At 71.3% G+C, this 13350-nt stretch carries 13 protein-coding genes; 11 read left to right on the forward strand and 2 right to left on the reverse strand.

The genetic code is table 11. The features are described from left to right. The first annotated feature begins 114 nt into the window (after positions 1–114). From MKK75_RS02085 to MKK75_RS02095, 3 genes are read left to right on the forward strand one after another with little or no spacing between them, the layout of a single operon-like run. A complete protein-coding gene (locus tag MKK75_RS02085) occupies positions 115–1209 on the forward strand; it encodes a glycosyltransferase family 4 protein (RefSeq protein WP_244040973.1) in 1095 nt (364 codons plus the stop codon). A 1-nt stretch (position 1210) separates the two neighbouring features. Next, a complete protein-coding gene (locus MKK75_RS02090) occupies positions 1211–2290 on the forward strand; it encodes a glycosyltransferase (protein ID WP_244040974.1) in 1080 nt (359 codons plus the stop codon). Then, a complete protein-coding gene (locus MKK75_RS02095) occupies positions 2287–3330 on the forward strand; it encodes a glycosyltransferase (protein WP_244040975.1) in 1044 nt (347 codons plus the stop codon). Before MKK75_RS02090 ends, MKK75_RS02095 begins: the two co-directional genes overlap by 4 nt. Positions 3331–3391: 61 nt before the next feature. Here MKK75_RS02095 and MKK75_RS02100 read toward each other — a convergent pair whose 3' ends face one another. Beyond that, positions 3392–3574 carry a hypothetical protein gene (locus MKK75_RS02100; RefSeq protein WP_244040976.1) on the reverse strand — a complete coding sequence of 61 codons (183 nt, stop codon included), beginning with the start codon at positions 3572–3574 and terminating at the stop codon, positions 3392–3394. 284 nt (positions 3575–3858) lie between these two features. Here MKK75_RS02100 and MKK75_RS02105 point away from each other — a divergent pair, with 284 nt between their 5' ends. From MKK75_RS02105 to MKK75_RS02120, 4 genes are all read left to right on the forward strand, one after another. Then, complete coding sequence (locus MKK75_RS02105) at positions 3859–5070, forward strand: efflux RND transporter periplasmic adaptor subunit (protein WP_409567502.1); 1212 nt, start codon at positions 3859–3861, stop codon at positions 5068–5070. Positions 5071–5091: 21 nt separating this feature from the next. Further along, on the forward strand, positions 5092–8220 hold the full coding sequence (locus MKK75_RS02110) for an efflux RND transporter permease subunit (RefSeq protein ID WP_244040977.1): 3129 nt from the start codon (positions 5092–5094) through the stop codon (positions 8218–8220). Between the two features lie 74 nt (positions 8221–8294). Next, complete coding sequence (locus MKK75_RS02115) at positions 8295–8852, forward strand: DUF4337 domain-containing protein (protein WP_244040978.1); 558 nt, start codon at positions 8295–8297, stop codon at positions 8850–8852. Between the two features lie 72 nt (positions 8853–8924). Beyond that, positions 8925–9452, forward strand: coding sequence for a phosphate-starvation-inducible PsiE family protein (locus MKK75_RS02120; protein WP_244040979.1), 528 nt, complete (start codon positions 8925–8927; stop codon positions 9450–9452). A 7-nt stretch (positions 9453–9459) separates the two neighbouring features. Here the strand turns inward: MKK75_RS02120 and MKK75_RS02125 are convergent, their stop codons facing one another. Next, on the reverse strand, positions 9460–9978 hold the full coding sequence (locus tag MKK75_RS02125; protein WP_244040980.1) for a TspO/MBR family protein: 519 nt from the start codon (positions 9976–9978) through the stop codon (positions 9460–9462). Between the two features lie 79 nt (positions 9979–10057). On the opposite strand from MKK75_RS02125, the gene MKK75_RS02130 reads away from it, so the two are divergent. The 4 genes from MKK75_RS02130 to MKK75_RS02145 form a co-directional block, all read left to right on the forward strand. Further along, positions 10058–11260 carry a trans-sulfuration enzyme family protein gene (locus tag MKK75_RS02130; RefSeq protein WP_244040981.1) on the forward strand — a complete coding sequence of 401 codons (1203 nt, stop codon included), beginning with the start codon at positions 10058–10060 and terminating at the stop codon, positions 11258–11260. A 91-nt stretch (positions 11261–11351) separates the two neighbouring features. Next, the gene (locus MKK75_RS02135) at positions 11352–11828 is read left to right on the forward strand and encodes a hypothetical protein (protein WP_244040982.1); all 477 of its coding nucleotides are present in this window, start codon (positions 11352–11354) and stop codon (positions 11826–11828) included. A gap of 112 nt (positions 11829–11940) precedes the next feature. Further along, on the forward strand, positions 11941–12870 hold the full coding sequence (locus MKK75_RS02140; protein ID WP_244040987.1) for an AEC family transporter: 930 nt from the start codon (positions 11941–11943) through the stop codon (positions 12868–12870). A gap of 111 nt (positions 12871–12981) precedes the next feature. Next, positions 12982–13350 (forward strand): acyl-CoA dehydrogenase family protein (locus tag MKK75_RS02145; protein WP_244040983.1); only part of this gene is annotated, 369 nt, incomplete at its 3' end.

The following is a 13350-nucleotide window of genomic DNA, read 5'->3' on the forward strand; positions in this document are numbered from 1 at the left end:
CAACGCTTGCTGAACAAACCTGCGCCATGATAGCCGCCGCCGCGTGACGGAAAACAGTCCTTCCACCCCGCTGCGATCGGTCGATTTCCCTACGCTAGCAGAGTTGGTGCGCGCGTGAAGATTGCCGTCCTCGCACATCTCAAATACCCGATCGGCCAGCCCTATGCCGGCGGCCTGGAGATGCACACGCACCTGCTCACCGTCGCGCTGAAGCGGCTCGGGCACGACGTGACGCTGTTCGCGAGCCGCGGCTCGGATCCGGCGCTCGACCCGGTGATGCTCTGCGATCCCACCGGGGACGCGCTGCTCGACCCCGAGCGCGAGGAAGCGATCGACCGCGCCGAGCACGACGCCTACCGGCGGATGATGGACATGGTCGCGGCCGGCGGCTTCGACCTCGTGCACAACAATGCCCTGCACGCCCTGCCCCTGCAGGAAAGCGCCCGGATCGGCCTGCCGTGGGTGACAGTGCTGCATACGCCGCCCTTCGAGGCCCTGGTGAGCGGTATCGTAACGGCCGATCCCGACATGGCCTTCCTGGCGGTCTCGCCGTCCCTGGCGCAGGAATGGGCCTCGCTCGTGCCCGACGCACAGGTCGTGGATAACGGCGTCGATCTCTCGAATTTCGCCTTCACCGAAATGGCCGACGCGGTGTCCTACGCCTTCTGGTCCGGCCGGATCGTGCCCGAGAAGGGGCTGCACCTCGCCATCGACGCCGCCCGGGCCGCCAACCTGCCGCTGGTCTTCGCGGGGCCGAAGCTCAATCCGGCCTACTGGGCGGCCGAGATCGCGCCACGGCTCGGGCCGGACCTGACCCATCTCGGCCATCTCTCGCACCGGGACCTCGCCCATCATCTCGGCCGGGCCCGGGTGGCGATCGTGTCGCCGCGCTGGGAGGAACCGTTCGGCCTCGTGGTGGCGGAGGCGCTGGCCTGCGGCACGCCGGTGGCCGCCTTCCGCCGGGGCGCCATGCCCGACATCCTCGACGCGCATTGCGGTCGGCTGGCCGATCCCGACGACGCGCAGGACCTCGCGGTGGCGATCCGGGAAGCGGCGGGGCTGTCGCGCCGAACCTGCCGGGACCGGGCCGAGGCGCTCTACGACGCCAGCGCGATGACGGCACGTTACCTCGCAACCTACGAGACCGTGATGGCGCGCTGCGCCGAGCGGGCCCGGCCGGCCCTTCGGGTCGCGGGCGGGCGCGGCTGAGATGAGCGGCCGGCCCGATCTCCCCCGCGGCGTCGTCTGCATCCCGGCGCGCAACGAGCAAGAGCGCCTGCCGCTCCTGCTCGCGTCGCTCGACCGGCAGACCGGAGTGTCGACGCCGGTGCGCGTCGTCGTGCTGGCCAACAACTGCACGGACGGGACGGCGGCGGCAGTACGGGCCAAGCAGGCTTCGGGCGCCTGGCCTGCGCTCGACATCCGGCTGATCGAGGCGGCCCTGTCCGGCCAGGAGGCCCATGTCGGCACCGCGCGGCGGATGGCGCTCGATGCCGGCGCGGACTGGCTCGCGGAGGACGGCGTTCCGGACGGGGTTCTGCTTACCACCGACGCGGATGCCCGCCTGCCGGCCGACTGGATCGCCGCGAACCTGCGGGCCCTCGAACACGCGGACGTCGTCGGCGGCCGCCTCGTGATCGACGAGGATGGGGAAGCGGATCCGAGGCTCGCGGATCTCCATGCCCGGATCGAGCGCTACTGGGCCGGCGTCCGACGTCTTGAGGATCTCCTCGATCCACCGCCCTACGACCCCGCCCCGCGCCACGGCGACCATACCGGGGCGAGCCTCGCCGTTCCGGTTGCGCTCTATCGCGCGGTCGGCGGACTGCCGCCGCTGCCCTGCGGCGAGGACAACGCGCTCGTCGGGCTGCTGCGCGCCAATGGTGCGCGCCTGCGCCACTGCCCGAACGTGCGGGTGATGGTCTCGGCCCGGCATCAGGGCCGGGTCTCGGGCGGGATGGCCACCGAGATGACCCGCCGCGCCCGGGTGCTCGCCGGCGAGGTCTACCGGCTGCCGGAGGCCGCCCACTGGCAGGCGCTGATCCTGCGCCGGGCGGCCCTGCGCCGGGCCTTCCACCTCCAGCCGCCGGCCCGCGCCGCCGCCTGCGCGCGGCTGGACCTCGGCGCCGAGGATCTCGCGGCCATCGGCACCTGCCCCAACGACATCGCCTTCGTCGAGCGGGCCGACCGGCTCCTCGAAGCGCGGGCCGCTCCCGCGCGGGAATGCCCCCTCGACCGGGCGCTCGCAGACCTCGACGCCCTGGCTGTCTCGCTGAAGGACGCCGCGTGACCCGCGGCATCGGCTGGTACGTCCACCACCAGGGTGCCGGCCATCTCCAGCGGGCCCGGGCGGTGGCCGCCGCCCTGCCCCGGCCCTGCACGATCCTGGGCACGCTCGCCGGCTTCGACACGACCGGGCTCGACATCCTCGACCTGCCCGATGACCGCCCCCTCGGCGACGCGGCCTTCGCGGGCCGTGACGGCGAGGCCGAGCGGCCGGAGGCACTGCACTACGCGCCCCTGAACCATCCCGGGATCCGCGCCCGGATGGCGCGCATCGCCGAATGGGTGGCGCGGACCGACCCGGCGCTCCTCGTGGTCGATGTCTCGGTGGAGGTGGCGCTGTTCGCGCGCCTGCTCTCGGTCCCGACCCTTATGGTGCGGCTCGCCGGCACCCGGACCGACCGGCCGCATTGCGAAGCCTTTCGGAGTGCGAGCCGGCTGCTCGCGCCGTTTCCCGAGGCGCTGGACGGCGCGGGCGTGCCCGAGTGGGTCCGCGCCAGGACGTTCTACGCGGGCTTCCTCACCGGGCCTGCCCTGACTGCCATCGGGGCGAGCCGCGATATCGTGGTGGTGTTCGGCCGGGGCGGCGCGGGCGGCGATATTCCTGCGCTGGCCGCAGCGGCCCGGTCCGTGCCGGACTGGGCCTGGCATGTGCTCGGCCCGGTCACGGGCTCGGGTGCGATCCCCGACAACCTGCATCTGCACGGCTGGGTCCCCGATGTCGCGGCGCATGTGGCGCGGGCCGCCCTGCTGGTCGGCGGCGGGGGCGACGGAGTCGTGGCGCTGGCGGCGGCGCAAGCCAAGCGTTTCCTCTGCCTGCCGGAGGCGCGGGCCTACGGCGAGCAGACCGAGAAGGCCGCCGCCCTGGCCCGGATCGGCGCCGCTATCGTGCACGCGGGATGGCCCGAAGCCTCCGCATGGCCGGATCTGATCCGGGCGGGGCTCGCCCTCGATCCGGCGGTGATCGGCGGGTTGCACAGCCCGGTCGCCGTCGCCGACTGCGCGATGGCTATCGACGCCCTGGCCGCCTCGTTCCAGCGGACATGAGACAGGCGTCCGCCGCATCGACGGACGCCTGTTCGATACGCTTAGGAGACCGCAGGCGGTCTCAGGAAATCAGGTCGAGCTTGGTCGCCTCGATCCCGTCGGCCCGCATCGCGTCCGGCATCGCGGAAAAGTCCCGGTAGCCGGCCTCGCGCGCCATGGCGTCGAGGGCCGTCTGCTCGGTGTCGGCCGCGCCGGTCCAGAACACCGCGCCGCTCTTCGTCTGCTTGATCTGAAAGATGCTCATCGAACCTGCGCCGGTCGAGAGAAGCCTATTGGCGGGACAACGTTGCCGCCGGCTGCGGGTTGCGGGGAAACGATCGGGAAGGCAGACTGGATCGTCGCGCCGCGGGATGCGGCGCGCCATCTGGCGACGGGATCCCGCGGCGGCGCTATACTCGATCGGGTGCAAGGTCCCTGCGCCATGAAATCGCCGACCTACTCGGCGAGGGAGCGGCGTCATCAATCGCGCGCCGACTGCGAGGCCCCGTCGTGAAATCCTACCGTTGGCGCGCGTCCCGCCTCGGCCTCCTGTGCGGGCTCGCAGCGCTCGCCACGGCGCCGGCCTCGGCACCGGTCCTGGCCGTCGAGAGCGCCGCCGTTCCCGATGCCGCTGTCATCGCGCCCGCCGTCACGGTCGTCCCGGCGGAGGACCGTGAGATCGTCGAGCGGGCGGTCGTCACCGGCACCCTCGTGCCACGGGACGAGATCCTGGTCTCCCCAGAGGTCGAGGGCCTGCGCATCACCGAGCTGCTCGTCGAGGAGGGCGACCGCGTCACCAAGGGTCAGGTGCTCGCCCGGCTGTCGCTGGAGATGATCGCCACCCAGGAGGCCTCGAATGTGGCGGCGGTCGCCCGCGCTCAGGCGGCCATTGTCCAGGCGCAGAGCCAGATCGTCCAGGCCGAGGCCGCCAACGTCGAGGCCCGGCAGGCGCTGGAACGCGCACAGGCGCTCGCCAAGACCGGCAACGCCACCGCGGCCGTGCTGGAGCAGCGCGTCTCGGCGGCGCAGGGGGCGGAGGGCCGGCTCGCCGCCGCGAAGGGCGGCCTTCAATCCGCGCAGGCCGACCTCGCCACCGCCCGTGCCGCCGGCGCCGAGATCGCCCTGCGGCGCGCCCGCACCGACATCCGCGCGCCGGAGGCCGGAATCGTCAACCGCCGCACCGCCCGGATCGGCGCCACCGCCACCGCGGTCGGCGAGCCCCTGTTCCGGCTGATCGCCCGCGGCGAGATCGAGTTGGAGGGCGAGGTCCCCGAGACCGCGCTGGCGCAGATCCGCGTCGGCGACCCGGCGAGCCTCGACCTCGACGACGGCCGCCACCTTCAGGGCAAGGTCCGCCGCGTCTATCCCGAGGTCGACCGGGCGACCCGCCTCGGCAAGGTGCGCATCCGCCTCGGCGACGATCCGGCCCTGCGCATCGGCGCCTTCGCGCGCGGCAACGTGGAGGTGGCCCGCCGCACCGGCGTCGCGGTCCCGGTCTCCAGCCTGCTCTACGCGGCGGACGGCCGGGCCAGCGTGCTGGTGGTGAAGGACGGCCGCGTCGAGGCGCGAACCGTCGCCACGGGCCTGTCGGCGGACGGATTCACCGAACTCCGATCGGGTGTCACGGCCGGCGAGAGCGTCGTCGCCCGCGCCGGCAGCTTCCTGCGCGACGGCGACCGGGTGCGGGCCGTGCCTTCGCCCGGCAACACGCCCATGGCTGCCCCCGTATCTGCCCCCATGGCCGATGCGGACCCGCGGTAGGACGAGTCGAAGGATCCGGCCATGCGCCTCAACGTCTCCGCCTGGGCGATCCGCAAGCCGCTCCCCTCGGTGGTGCTGTTCCTTGTCCTGATGATCCTGGGGCTGGTGAGCTTCCGCTCGCTGCCGATCACCCGGTTCCCGAATATCGACATCCCGATCGTCTCGGTGACGATCACCCAGTCGGGCGCCGCGCCCGCCGAGCTGCAGACCCAGGTCACCAAGTGGGTCGAGGACTCGATCGCGGGGGTGAAGGGCGTCAAGCACATCCTGTCGACGATCACCGAGGGCATCTCCACCACGACGATCGAGTTCCGCCTGGAGGTGAACCAGGATCGGGCGACCAACGACGTCAAGGACGCGATCGCCAAGATCCGCCAGAACCTGCCGCGCACGATCGACGAGCCGATCGTCTCGCGCGTCGAGATCGCCGGCCTGCCCATCATGGTCTACGGCGCCTCCGCACCCGCCATGACGCCGGAGGACCTGTCGTGGTTCGTGGACGACGTGGTCGCCCGCGGCCTGCAGAGCGTGAAGGGCGTCGGCGGCGTCGAGCGCCTGGGCGGCGTCGCGCGCGAGATCCGCGTCACCCTGAAGCCCGACCGGCTGCTGGCGCTCGGCATCACCGCCGCGGACGTGAACCGGCAATTGCGCCTGACATCGGCCGACATGGCCGGCGGCCGGGCCGAGATCGGCGGCCAGGAGCAGTCGATCCGCGCGCTCGCCGCCTCGGCGAGCCTCGAGACGCTCGCCAAGACCTCGATCGTCGTGCCGGGCAACCGCAAGGTCCGGCTCGACGAGCTCGCGACCCTCTCCGACACCGCCGAGGAGCCCCGCACCTTCGCGCGCTTCAACGGCGAGCCGGTCGTGGCCTTCGCGATCTCCCGGGCCAGCGGCGCCAGCGACGCCGACGTCGCGGTGGGCGTCGCCAAGAAGATCGCGGCGCTCCACGCGGCCAACCCGGACGTGCGCTTCGACCTGATCGACACCAGCGTCGACAACACGATCGGCAACTACCACTCGGCCATGATGGGCCTGATCGAGGGCGCCGCCCTCGCGGTCGTGGTGGTGCTGCTGTTCCTGCGCGACTGGCGGGCGACGCTGATCGCCGCGGTGGCACTGCCGCTCTCGGTGCTGCCGACCTTCTGGGTGATGAGCGCGCTCGGATTCTCGCTCAACGCCGTGAGCCTGCTGGCGATCACGCTGGTCACCGGCATCCTGGTGGACGACGCGATCGTCGAGATCGAGAACATCGTGCGCCATATGCGGATGGGGAAGTCGCCCTACCGCGCCGCCCTGGAAGCCGCCGACGAGATCGGGCTCGCGGTCATCGCCATCACGGCGACCATCATGGCGATCTTCTCGCCGGTGTCGTTCATGGGCGGCATCGCCGGGCAGTACTTCAAGCAGTTCGGCCTGACGATCGCGGCGGCGGTGTTCATGTCGCTGCTCGTGGCCCGGCTGATCACGCCGCTGCTCGCCGCCTACTTCCTGCGCGACCACGGGCCGGACCATACGCGCGACGGGTTCATCATGCGCGGCTACACCCGGCTCGTGGCGTGGTCGGTGCGGCACAAGTTCGTCACGCTGGTGCTCGGCATCGCCTGCTTTGCCGCCTCCATCGCGTCCACGGGCCTGCTGCCCGCAGGCTTCCTGCCGGCGGAGGATCAGGCGCGCACGCTGTTCGTCCTCGAACTGCCGCCCGGCGCCCGGCTGCAGGACACGGTCCGGGTGACCGACCGGATCGAGGCGAAGATCCGGGAACTGCCTGAGGTGAAGAGCGTGTTCGTCGACGGCGGCCGGCAATTGCCGGCCAAGAAGGAGGTGCGGCTCGCGAGCCTGACCATCAACCTCACGCCGAAGAACACCCGGCACCGCACGCAGAAGCAGGTCGATGCCGAGGTCGCCGCGATCCTGCGGGAAGAGCCGGACCTGCGCTTCTGGGCCCTGCGCGAGAACGGCCAGCGCGACCTCGCGCTGATCATCGCGGGGCCCGACAAGGCCGTGGTGGCGGAGGTCGCGGCGAAATTGCAGCGCGAGGCGCAGCAGATCCCGCATCTCGTCAACGTCATGTCGACGGCGCCGCTCGACCGCACCGAGGTCCGGATCCGGCCGAAACCCGGGGTCGCGGCCGATCTCGGCGTCTCCACCGACACCATTGCGGAGACCGTGCGGGTCGGGACGATCGGCGACATCGGCATGAACCTCGCCAAGTTCAACGCGACCGACCGGCAGATCCCGATCCGCGTGCAGCTCCCCGAGAGCCTGCGCGGCCGGCTCTCCGAGTTCGAGACCCTGAAGGTGCCGGTGAAGGGCGGGGCGGCGGTGCCGCTCGCCACCGTGGCCGATATCAGCCTCGGCCAGGGACCGACCGGCATCGACCGCTACGACCGCGCGGTGCGCGTCGCCCTCGAAGGCGACATGCAGGGCACCGACGCGCTCGCCGAGCTGATCAAGCAGGTGATGACCCTGCCGGCCGCCAGGAACCTGCCGCCCGGGGTCACGATCAGCCAGACCGGCGATGCCGAGGTGATGGGCGAGGTGTTCGAGGGTTTCGCCCTCGCCATGGGCGCCGGCCTGATGATGGTGTTCGGCGTGCTGATCCTGCTGTTCGGCAACTTCCTGCAGCCGCTGACCATCCTGTTCTCGCTGCCGCTCTCCATCGGCGGCGCGATCCTGGCGCTGCTGATCTGCCACATGCCGATCTCGATGCCGGTGGTGATCGGCATCCTGATGCTGATGGGCGTAGTGACCAAGAACGCCATCATGCTGGTGGATTTCGCCGTGGAGCAGATCCGCGCCGGGGTCGACCGCAACGAGGCGATCGTCGATGCCGGCCGCAAGCGTGCCCGGCCCATCGTGATGACCACGATCGCCATGGCGGCCGGCATGGTGCCCTCCGCGCTGGCCTACGGGATCGGCGGCGAGTTCCGCGCGCCGATGGCGGTGGCGGTGATCGGCGGCCTGCTCGTCTCGACCGTGCTGTCGCTGGTGTTCGTGCCGGCGATCTTCGTGCTGATGGACGATCTCTCGCGCCTGCTGAAGCGGATGTTCGGCCGCTTCGTGGGCGAGCGCGACGACCCGGAGGATGTCGAGGCGTTCCATCCGGCCAATGACGGGCGGCCCGCACCCCCGCGCATCGCCGCGGAATAGCCGATCCGCATTGCGCGGCGCGTCGCGATGCGCTGTGACTCCCGCCGACGAATCGAACGGGGAAACACGCAGCGATGTCGGGTGGTCACGGGGCGGTCGAGGGTTCGAACAAGCGCGTGGCGCTGCTCATCTCGGTCCTGGCGCTGTTCCTCGCCTTCAGCGAGACCCTGGGCAAGGCGGCCCAGACGGAGTCGATCGGCGCCAATGTCGAGGCGGCCAACCAATGGGCCTACTTCCAGGCCCGCACGATCCGCTCGACGGTGCTCAAGACCGCCGACGAGGCCCTCGCGCTCGTGCCGCCCGGCCCGAACCAGGACGCGATCGCGGCCAAGCGCGCCGAGTGGACCAAGACGCTGGCGCGCTGGGATTCCGAGCCCTCGACCGGCGAGGGCCGCAAGGAGCTGACCGCCAAGGCCCGCGCCTCCGAGGAGCGGCGCGACCTGTCCCTGCTGCGCTATCACCACTACGAACTGGCCTCGGCGGCCTTCCAGATCGGCATCGTGCTGGCCTCGGCCGAAGTGATCACCGGCATCGCGGTGCTGGTCTTCGCGGGCGGCTTCCTGGGTCTCGCCGGAGCGGCGCTCCTCGGTTTCGGCTACCTCGCGCCGCACGCGCTGCCGTTCTTTCACTGACAATCGTTCTCCGCCGGGCTGGACGCGCGGCGCAGTGGCTTATCTTCCCGGCAGATTTCCGGGGGGGGTACGATGCCGACCGAGACCGAGGCCCAGGGCCGCCTGACGCGCGTCGCCAGCGCGATCTTCCTGCACACCGAGCACGCGATCTACGCGGCGCTCGGGCTCCTGCTGGCGTTGACCGCGCTCGTCGCGCTGATCGATGCGGCCGGATTGACCCTTGAAGCCTTCAAGGCCCTGGGGAGCGCCCAGCAGATCCTGGAGGTGGTCGACCGGCTGCTGTTCCTGCTGATGCTGATCGAGATCCTGCACACGGTGCGGGTCTCGATGCGGTCGGGCACGCTGACCTGCGAGCCGTTCCTGATCGTCGGCCTGATCGCCTCGATCCGGCGGGTTCTGGTGATCACGCTGCAATCCTCGGAGATCATGCACGCCAAGGATTGGTCGCCCGAGAAGCAGGCGCTGTTCCAGGCCTCGATGATCGAGCTCGGCGTGCTGGCGGGCCTGATCATCACGATGGTCTTCGCGATCTTTCTGCTCCACCGTGCCCGCGACGACGGGAAGCCCGCGGGCGACGAAGCCAACGGCAGCGGGCATTGAGACCCGCTCAATTCAACCGCAGGATCGCGGCGTTGAGCAGCGTCGCGAAGGCGACCCAGACGGCGTAGGGCACGAGCAGCCAGGCCGCGAGCCGGTCGAACCGCCAGGTCAGCCGGATGGTCCAGAGCACCATCACCAGCAGCATCGCCACCACGATCAGCCCGGTGCCGATCGCGTGGGCGGTGAAGAACACAGGCGTCCAGGCGGCGTTCAGCGCGATCTGGACGAGGAAGGCCGCGAGCGCCAGCCACCAGCCCTCGCGGGCGGGCCCGGTGCGCGGCATCGCGCCGAGCAGCCGCCAGAGCGCGATCGCAATCATCGTGTAGAGGATCGTCCAGGCCACCGGAAAGACCCAGTCCGGCGGGTTGAAGACCGGCTTGTTCAGGCCCGCGTACCAGCCCGGGATCTCGGCCTGGGTCGCCACCGAACCGATCGCCGCGGTGGCCGCCACCGGCAGGACCGCGGCGGCGAGCCGGAGCCAGCGCGGCACGGCGGGCCCTTGGGGGATCTGTGTGGCGACCGTCATGACATCCGTCTCCGCGGGCGGGTTGCCGGGGACGACGGCCCGTGGCACGCGCCCCTCTCCATCCGCCGGGAATCGTCAGATGACACAGCCTAACGCGCCGCAGGCCCCGACGGATACACAGCACGCGGGACCGCCGGCCTTCGCGCGAAAAAGCCTCGCCGCGCAGGCGATGGGCCGGATCGAGCCCGAGACCCGGGCGGTGGTGATGCCGCTCCACGTCTCCACGACCTTCATCCGCGATCCCGACAACGGCTACAGCTCGGGCTTCTGCTACGCCCGGCCCGACAACGCCACGGTGCGCGAGGCCGAATCCGTCCTGGCGATGCTGGAGGGCGCGGAAGCCGGCGCCCTGCTGTTCGGCTCCGGGATGGCGGCGGCCACCGCGGTGTTCGGCGCCCTGGAACCGGGCGATCACGTCGTCGCCGGCACCGTCATGTACTGGGCGCTGAAGCGCTGGCTGCGCGAGGAGGCACCCCGGCGCGGGCTGGACCTGACCTTCGTGGACACGGACGATGCCGAGGCGCTCCGGGCCGCGATCCAGCCCGGCAAGACCAAGCTCGTCTGGATCGAGACCCCCGGCAATCCGCTATGGACGGTCACCGACATCGCCGTTGCCGCGGCGCTCGCCCATGCGGCCGGTGCCCGGCTCGCGGTCGATTCCACCGCGGCCTCGCCGGTGCATACGCGCCCGCTCGAACTCGGCGCCGACATCGTGATGCACTCGGCCACCAAGATCCTGAACGGCCATTCCGACGTGGTGGCGGGCGTGCTGGCGGGGGCGCGGGACGACGCGTTCTGGGCGCGGATCCGCGGCATCCGTGCCGGCGGCGGCGGCATCCTCGGGCCGTTCGAGGCCTATCTGCTGATGCGCTCGCTGCGCACCCTGCACCTCCGGGCAGCCGCGCAATCGGCCGGCGCCCTGCGGCTCGCCGAGCGCCTGCGCGGGCATCCGCACGTCACCCACGTCCTGTATCCGGGGCTCACCGACGATCCAGGGCACGCGGTCGCGCGCCGGCAGATGCGGGACGGGTTCGGCTACATGCTGTCGATCCGGGTCGCAGGGGCGGAGGCGGGCGCCATCGCGACGGCGGCTCGGGTGCGGTTGTGGAAGCGCGCCACCTCGCTCGGGGGCGTCGAGAGCCTGATCGAGCACCGGGCGTCGGTCGAGGGTCCGGGCAGCCCCTGCCCGCCGGACCTGCTGCGCCTCTCCACCGGCATCGAGGATACGGACGATCTGTTTGCTGATCTCGATCAGGCCCTGCGCGGTTCGCACGCGGGCTGATCGGCGAGAACGCTGGTGCCGAACGGGGGTCTCGCGCGTTGTGCCGGCACACCCGTCGGCGCAGGGCGCCCCACACCGCGAGTTCGACGTCATGACGACCCGTTTCCGAGCGATCGTGCCCGGTTCCATCGCGTTCCTCACCCTGGCGCTCGCCCCGGCCGCCCGGGCCGACGCGGTTCCGAATCTCGACGTCGAACGCACGTGCCAATCCGCGCAGGTGGCCAACACGTCGATCAGCGACCAGGCCAATTACGACGGCTGCCTCCGCTCGGAGCGGGAGGCCAAGAAGGAAGCCGAGCGGCACTGGGGCAGCTACACCCAAGCGGCCAAGCGGCAGTGCGAGAACCAGTTCAAGGCGGGCGGCTACCCCTCCTACGTCGAGATGGTGACCTGCCTCGAACTCGCCTCCGGCACGGTTCCGACCCAGAGCGGCGACGGCGGTCAGGCTGTCGGCGGACCCGGGTCGCCGCGGGACGTGAAGGCCCAGCGGGAAGGCGGCGCCACCCTCACGAAGGAGCCTCCGGCAAGCCAGCGTACGAACCCGATCCAGGTGCTGGACGGCAAATAGGCCGGAGCCCGTCCGGCGAACCCAGGCGAGCCATTCACCCGACGCCGGGGCATGAAACGACTGTCGCGTGCTATGGGCCAAGCTTCCCTTCCTCAGCACGCCGCCCGGATTCGTGAACGCCCTCGCCCTCATCGCCCCGATCTTCGGGATCGTCCTGATCGGCTGGGCGGCGGCACTCGCCGGGCTGCTTTCCGACAAGGTCAGCGACGGCCTGTCGGAATACGTCTTTGCGGTCGCCGTGCCGGCGCTGATCATCGCCACTCTGACCAAGCCCGGCATGAGCGGCACCGTGGCGTGGTCCTACTGGGCCGCATATTTCGGCGGCGCCGGGGTCTCCTGGTTCGTCGGCACGTCGATCGCCCGGCGGCGGGCCGGGATCGATCGGCGGGGCGCGATCCTCCACGGCTTCGCGGCGAGCCAGTCGAACACCGTGTTCGTCGGCGTCCCGATGATCCTCCAGGCCTACGGCGAGGAGGGCGCCTTCCCGCTGTTCATGCTGCTCGCCGTCCACCTGCCGCTGATGATGGGCAGCGCCACCTTCCTGATCGAATCCGATTCCGGCCTGCCGATCCTGGCGCGGCTCCGCGGCCTCGCCCTGGTCCTCCTGAAGAATCCGATCTTCGTCGCGCTCCTGATCGGCATGGCCATGAAGGGCCTCGGCCTCGCGCCGGTCGGGCACCTCCAGTCCCTGATCGACGCCTTCGCGGGCACCGCCTCGACCTGCGCGCTGGTGGCGCTCGGCGCCGGCCTGAAGCGCTACCGGGTGCTGTTCGATCTCAAGGGGGCGCTGGCGATCGCGGCGCTGAAGAACGTCCTTCACCCGCTCGCGGTGTGGATCCTCGCCTTCCACGTCTTCGCGATGCCGCCGGCCTATGCGGGCGTGGCGACCCTGTTCGCCGCCATGCCGGTGGGGATCAACGCCTACCTGCTGGCGGCCCGCTACCGGACCGAGACCGGGATGGTGGCGGCCTCCGTGCTGGTCTCCACCCTCCTGGCGCCGCTCACGACGGTGGCTTGGCTGACGCTGCTCGGGCGGGCGTGACGGGTACGCCCCGGCGTCACCGCGCGCGTTGGACGACGGCCGGCACGGGTCTAGAGTATCGCCAAGCGCGAGCCCGCAGGGCTCCACGCAACCCCTGCAGCGAGGATCCCCATGAACGCTCCGATGCGGCCCCCGGGCAGCGCCTCCCCGTCGGCCCCGGCCTCGGCGCGCTTCGTTTGGGACGATCCCTTCCTGCTGGAGGACCAGCTCAGCGAGGACGAACGGGCGATTCGCGACGTCGCCCAGAGCTTCGCGCAGGAGCAGCTCCTGCCCGGGATCGTCGAGGCCTACGCCGAGGAGAAGACCGATCCGGACCTGTTCCGGAAGATGGGCGAGCTCGGCCTGCTCGGCGTCACCCTGCCGGAGGAATACGGCTGCGCCGGCGCCTCCTACGTGGCCTACGGGCTCGTGGCGCGGGCGGTGGAGGCGGTGGATTCCGGCTACCGCTCGATGATGAGCGTGCAATCCTCCCTCGTGATG

Origin of the sequence: Methylobacterium sp. J-030 (assembly GCF_022829545.1) — a bacterium.
Lineage (GTDB): Bacteria > Pseudomonadota > Alphaproteobacteria > Rhizobiales > Beijerinckiaceae > Methylobacterium.

Excerpts from the sequence above, each read along its gene's own strand:
- MKK75_RS02120 (WP_244040979.1), top strand. The coding sequence starts at position 8,925 with ATGCCGACCGAGACCGAGGCCCAGGGCCGCCTGACGCGCGTCGCCAGC.
- MKK75_RS02135 (WP_244040982.1), top strand. The coding sequence starts at position 11,352 with ATGACGACCCGTTTCCGAGCGATCGTGCCCGGTTCCATCGCGTTCCTC.
- MKK75_RS02130 (WP_244040981.1), top strand. The coding sequence starts at position 10,058 with ATGACACAGCCTAACGCGCCGCAGGCCCCGACGGATACACAGCACGCG.
- MKK75_RS02100 (WP_244040976.1), bottom strand. The coding sequence starts at position 3,574 with ATGAGCATCTTTCAGATCAAGCAGACGAAGAGCGGCGCGGTGTTCTGG.
- MKK75_RS02125 (WP_244040980.1), bottom strand. The coding sequence starts at position 9,978 with ATGACGGTCGCCACACAGATCCCCCAAGGGCCCGCCGTGCCGCGCTGG.
- MKK75_RS02090 (WP_244040974.1), top strand. The coding sequence starts at position 1,211 with ATGAGCGGCCGGCCCGATCTCCCCCGCGGCGTCGTCTGCATCCCGGCG.
- MKK75_RS02115 (WP_244040978.1), top strand. The coding sequence starts at position 8,295 with ATGTCGGGTGGTCACGGGGCGGTCGAGGGTTCGAACAAGCGCGTGGCG.
- MKK75_RS02110 (WP_244040977.1), top strand. The coding sequence starts at position 5,092 with ATGCGCCTCAACGTCTCCGCCTGGGCGATCCGCAAGCCGCTCCCCTCG.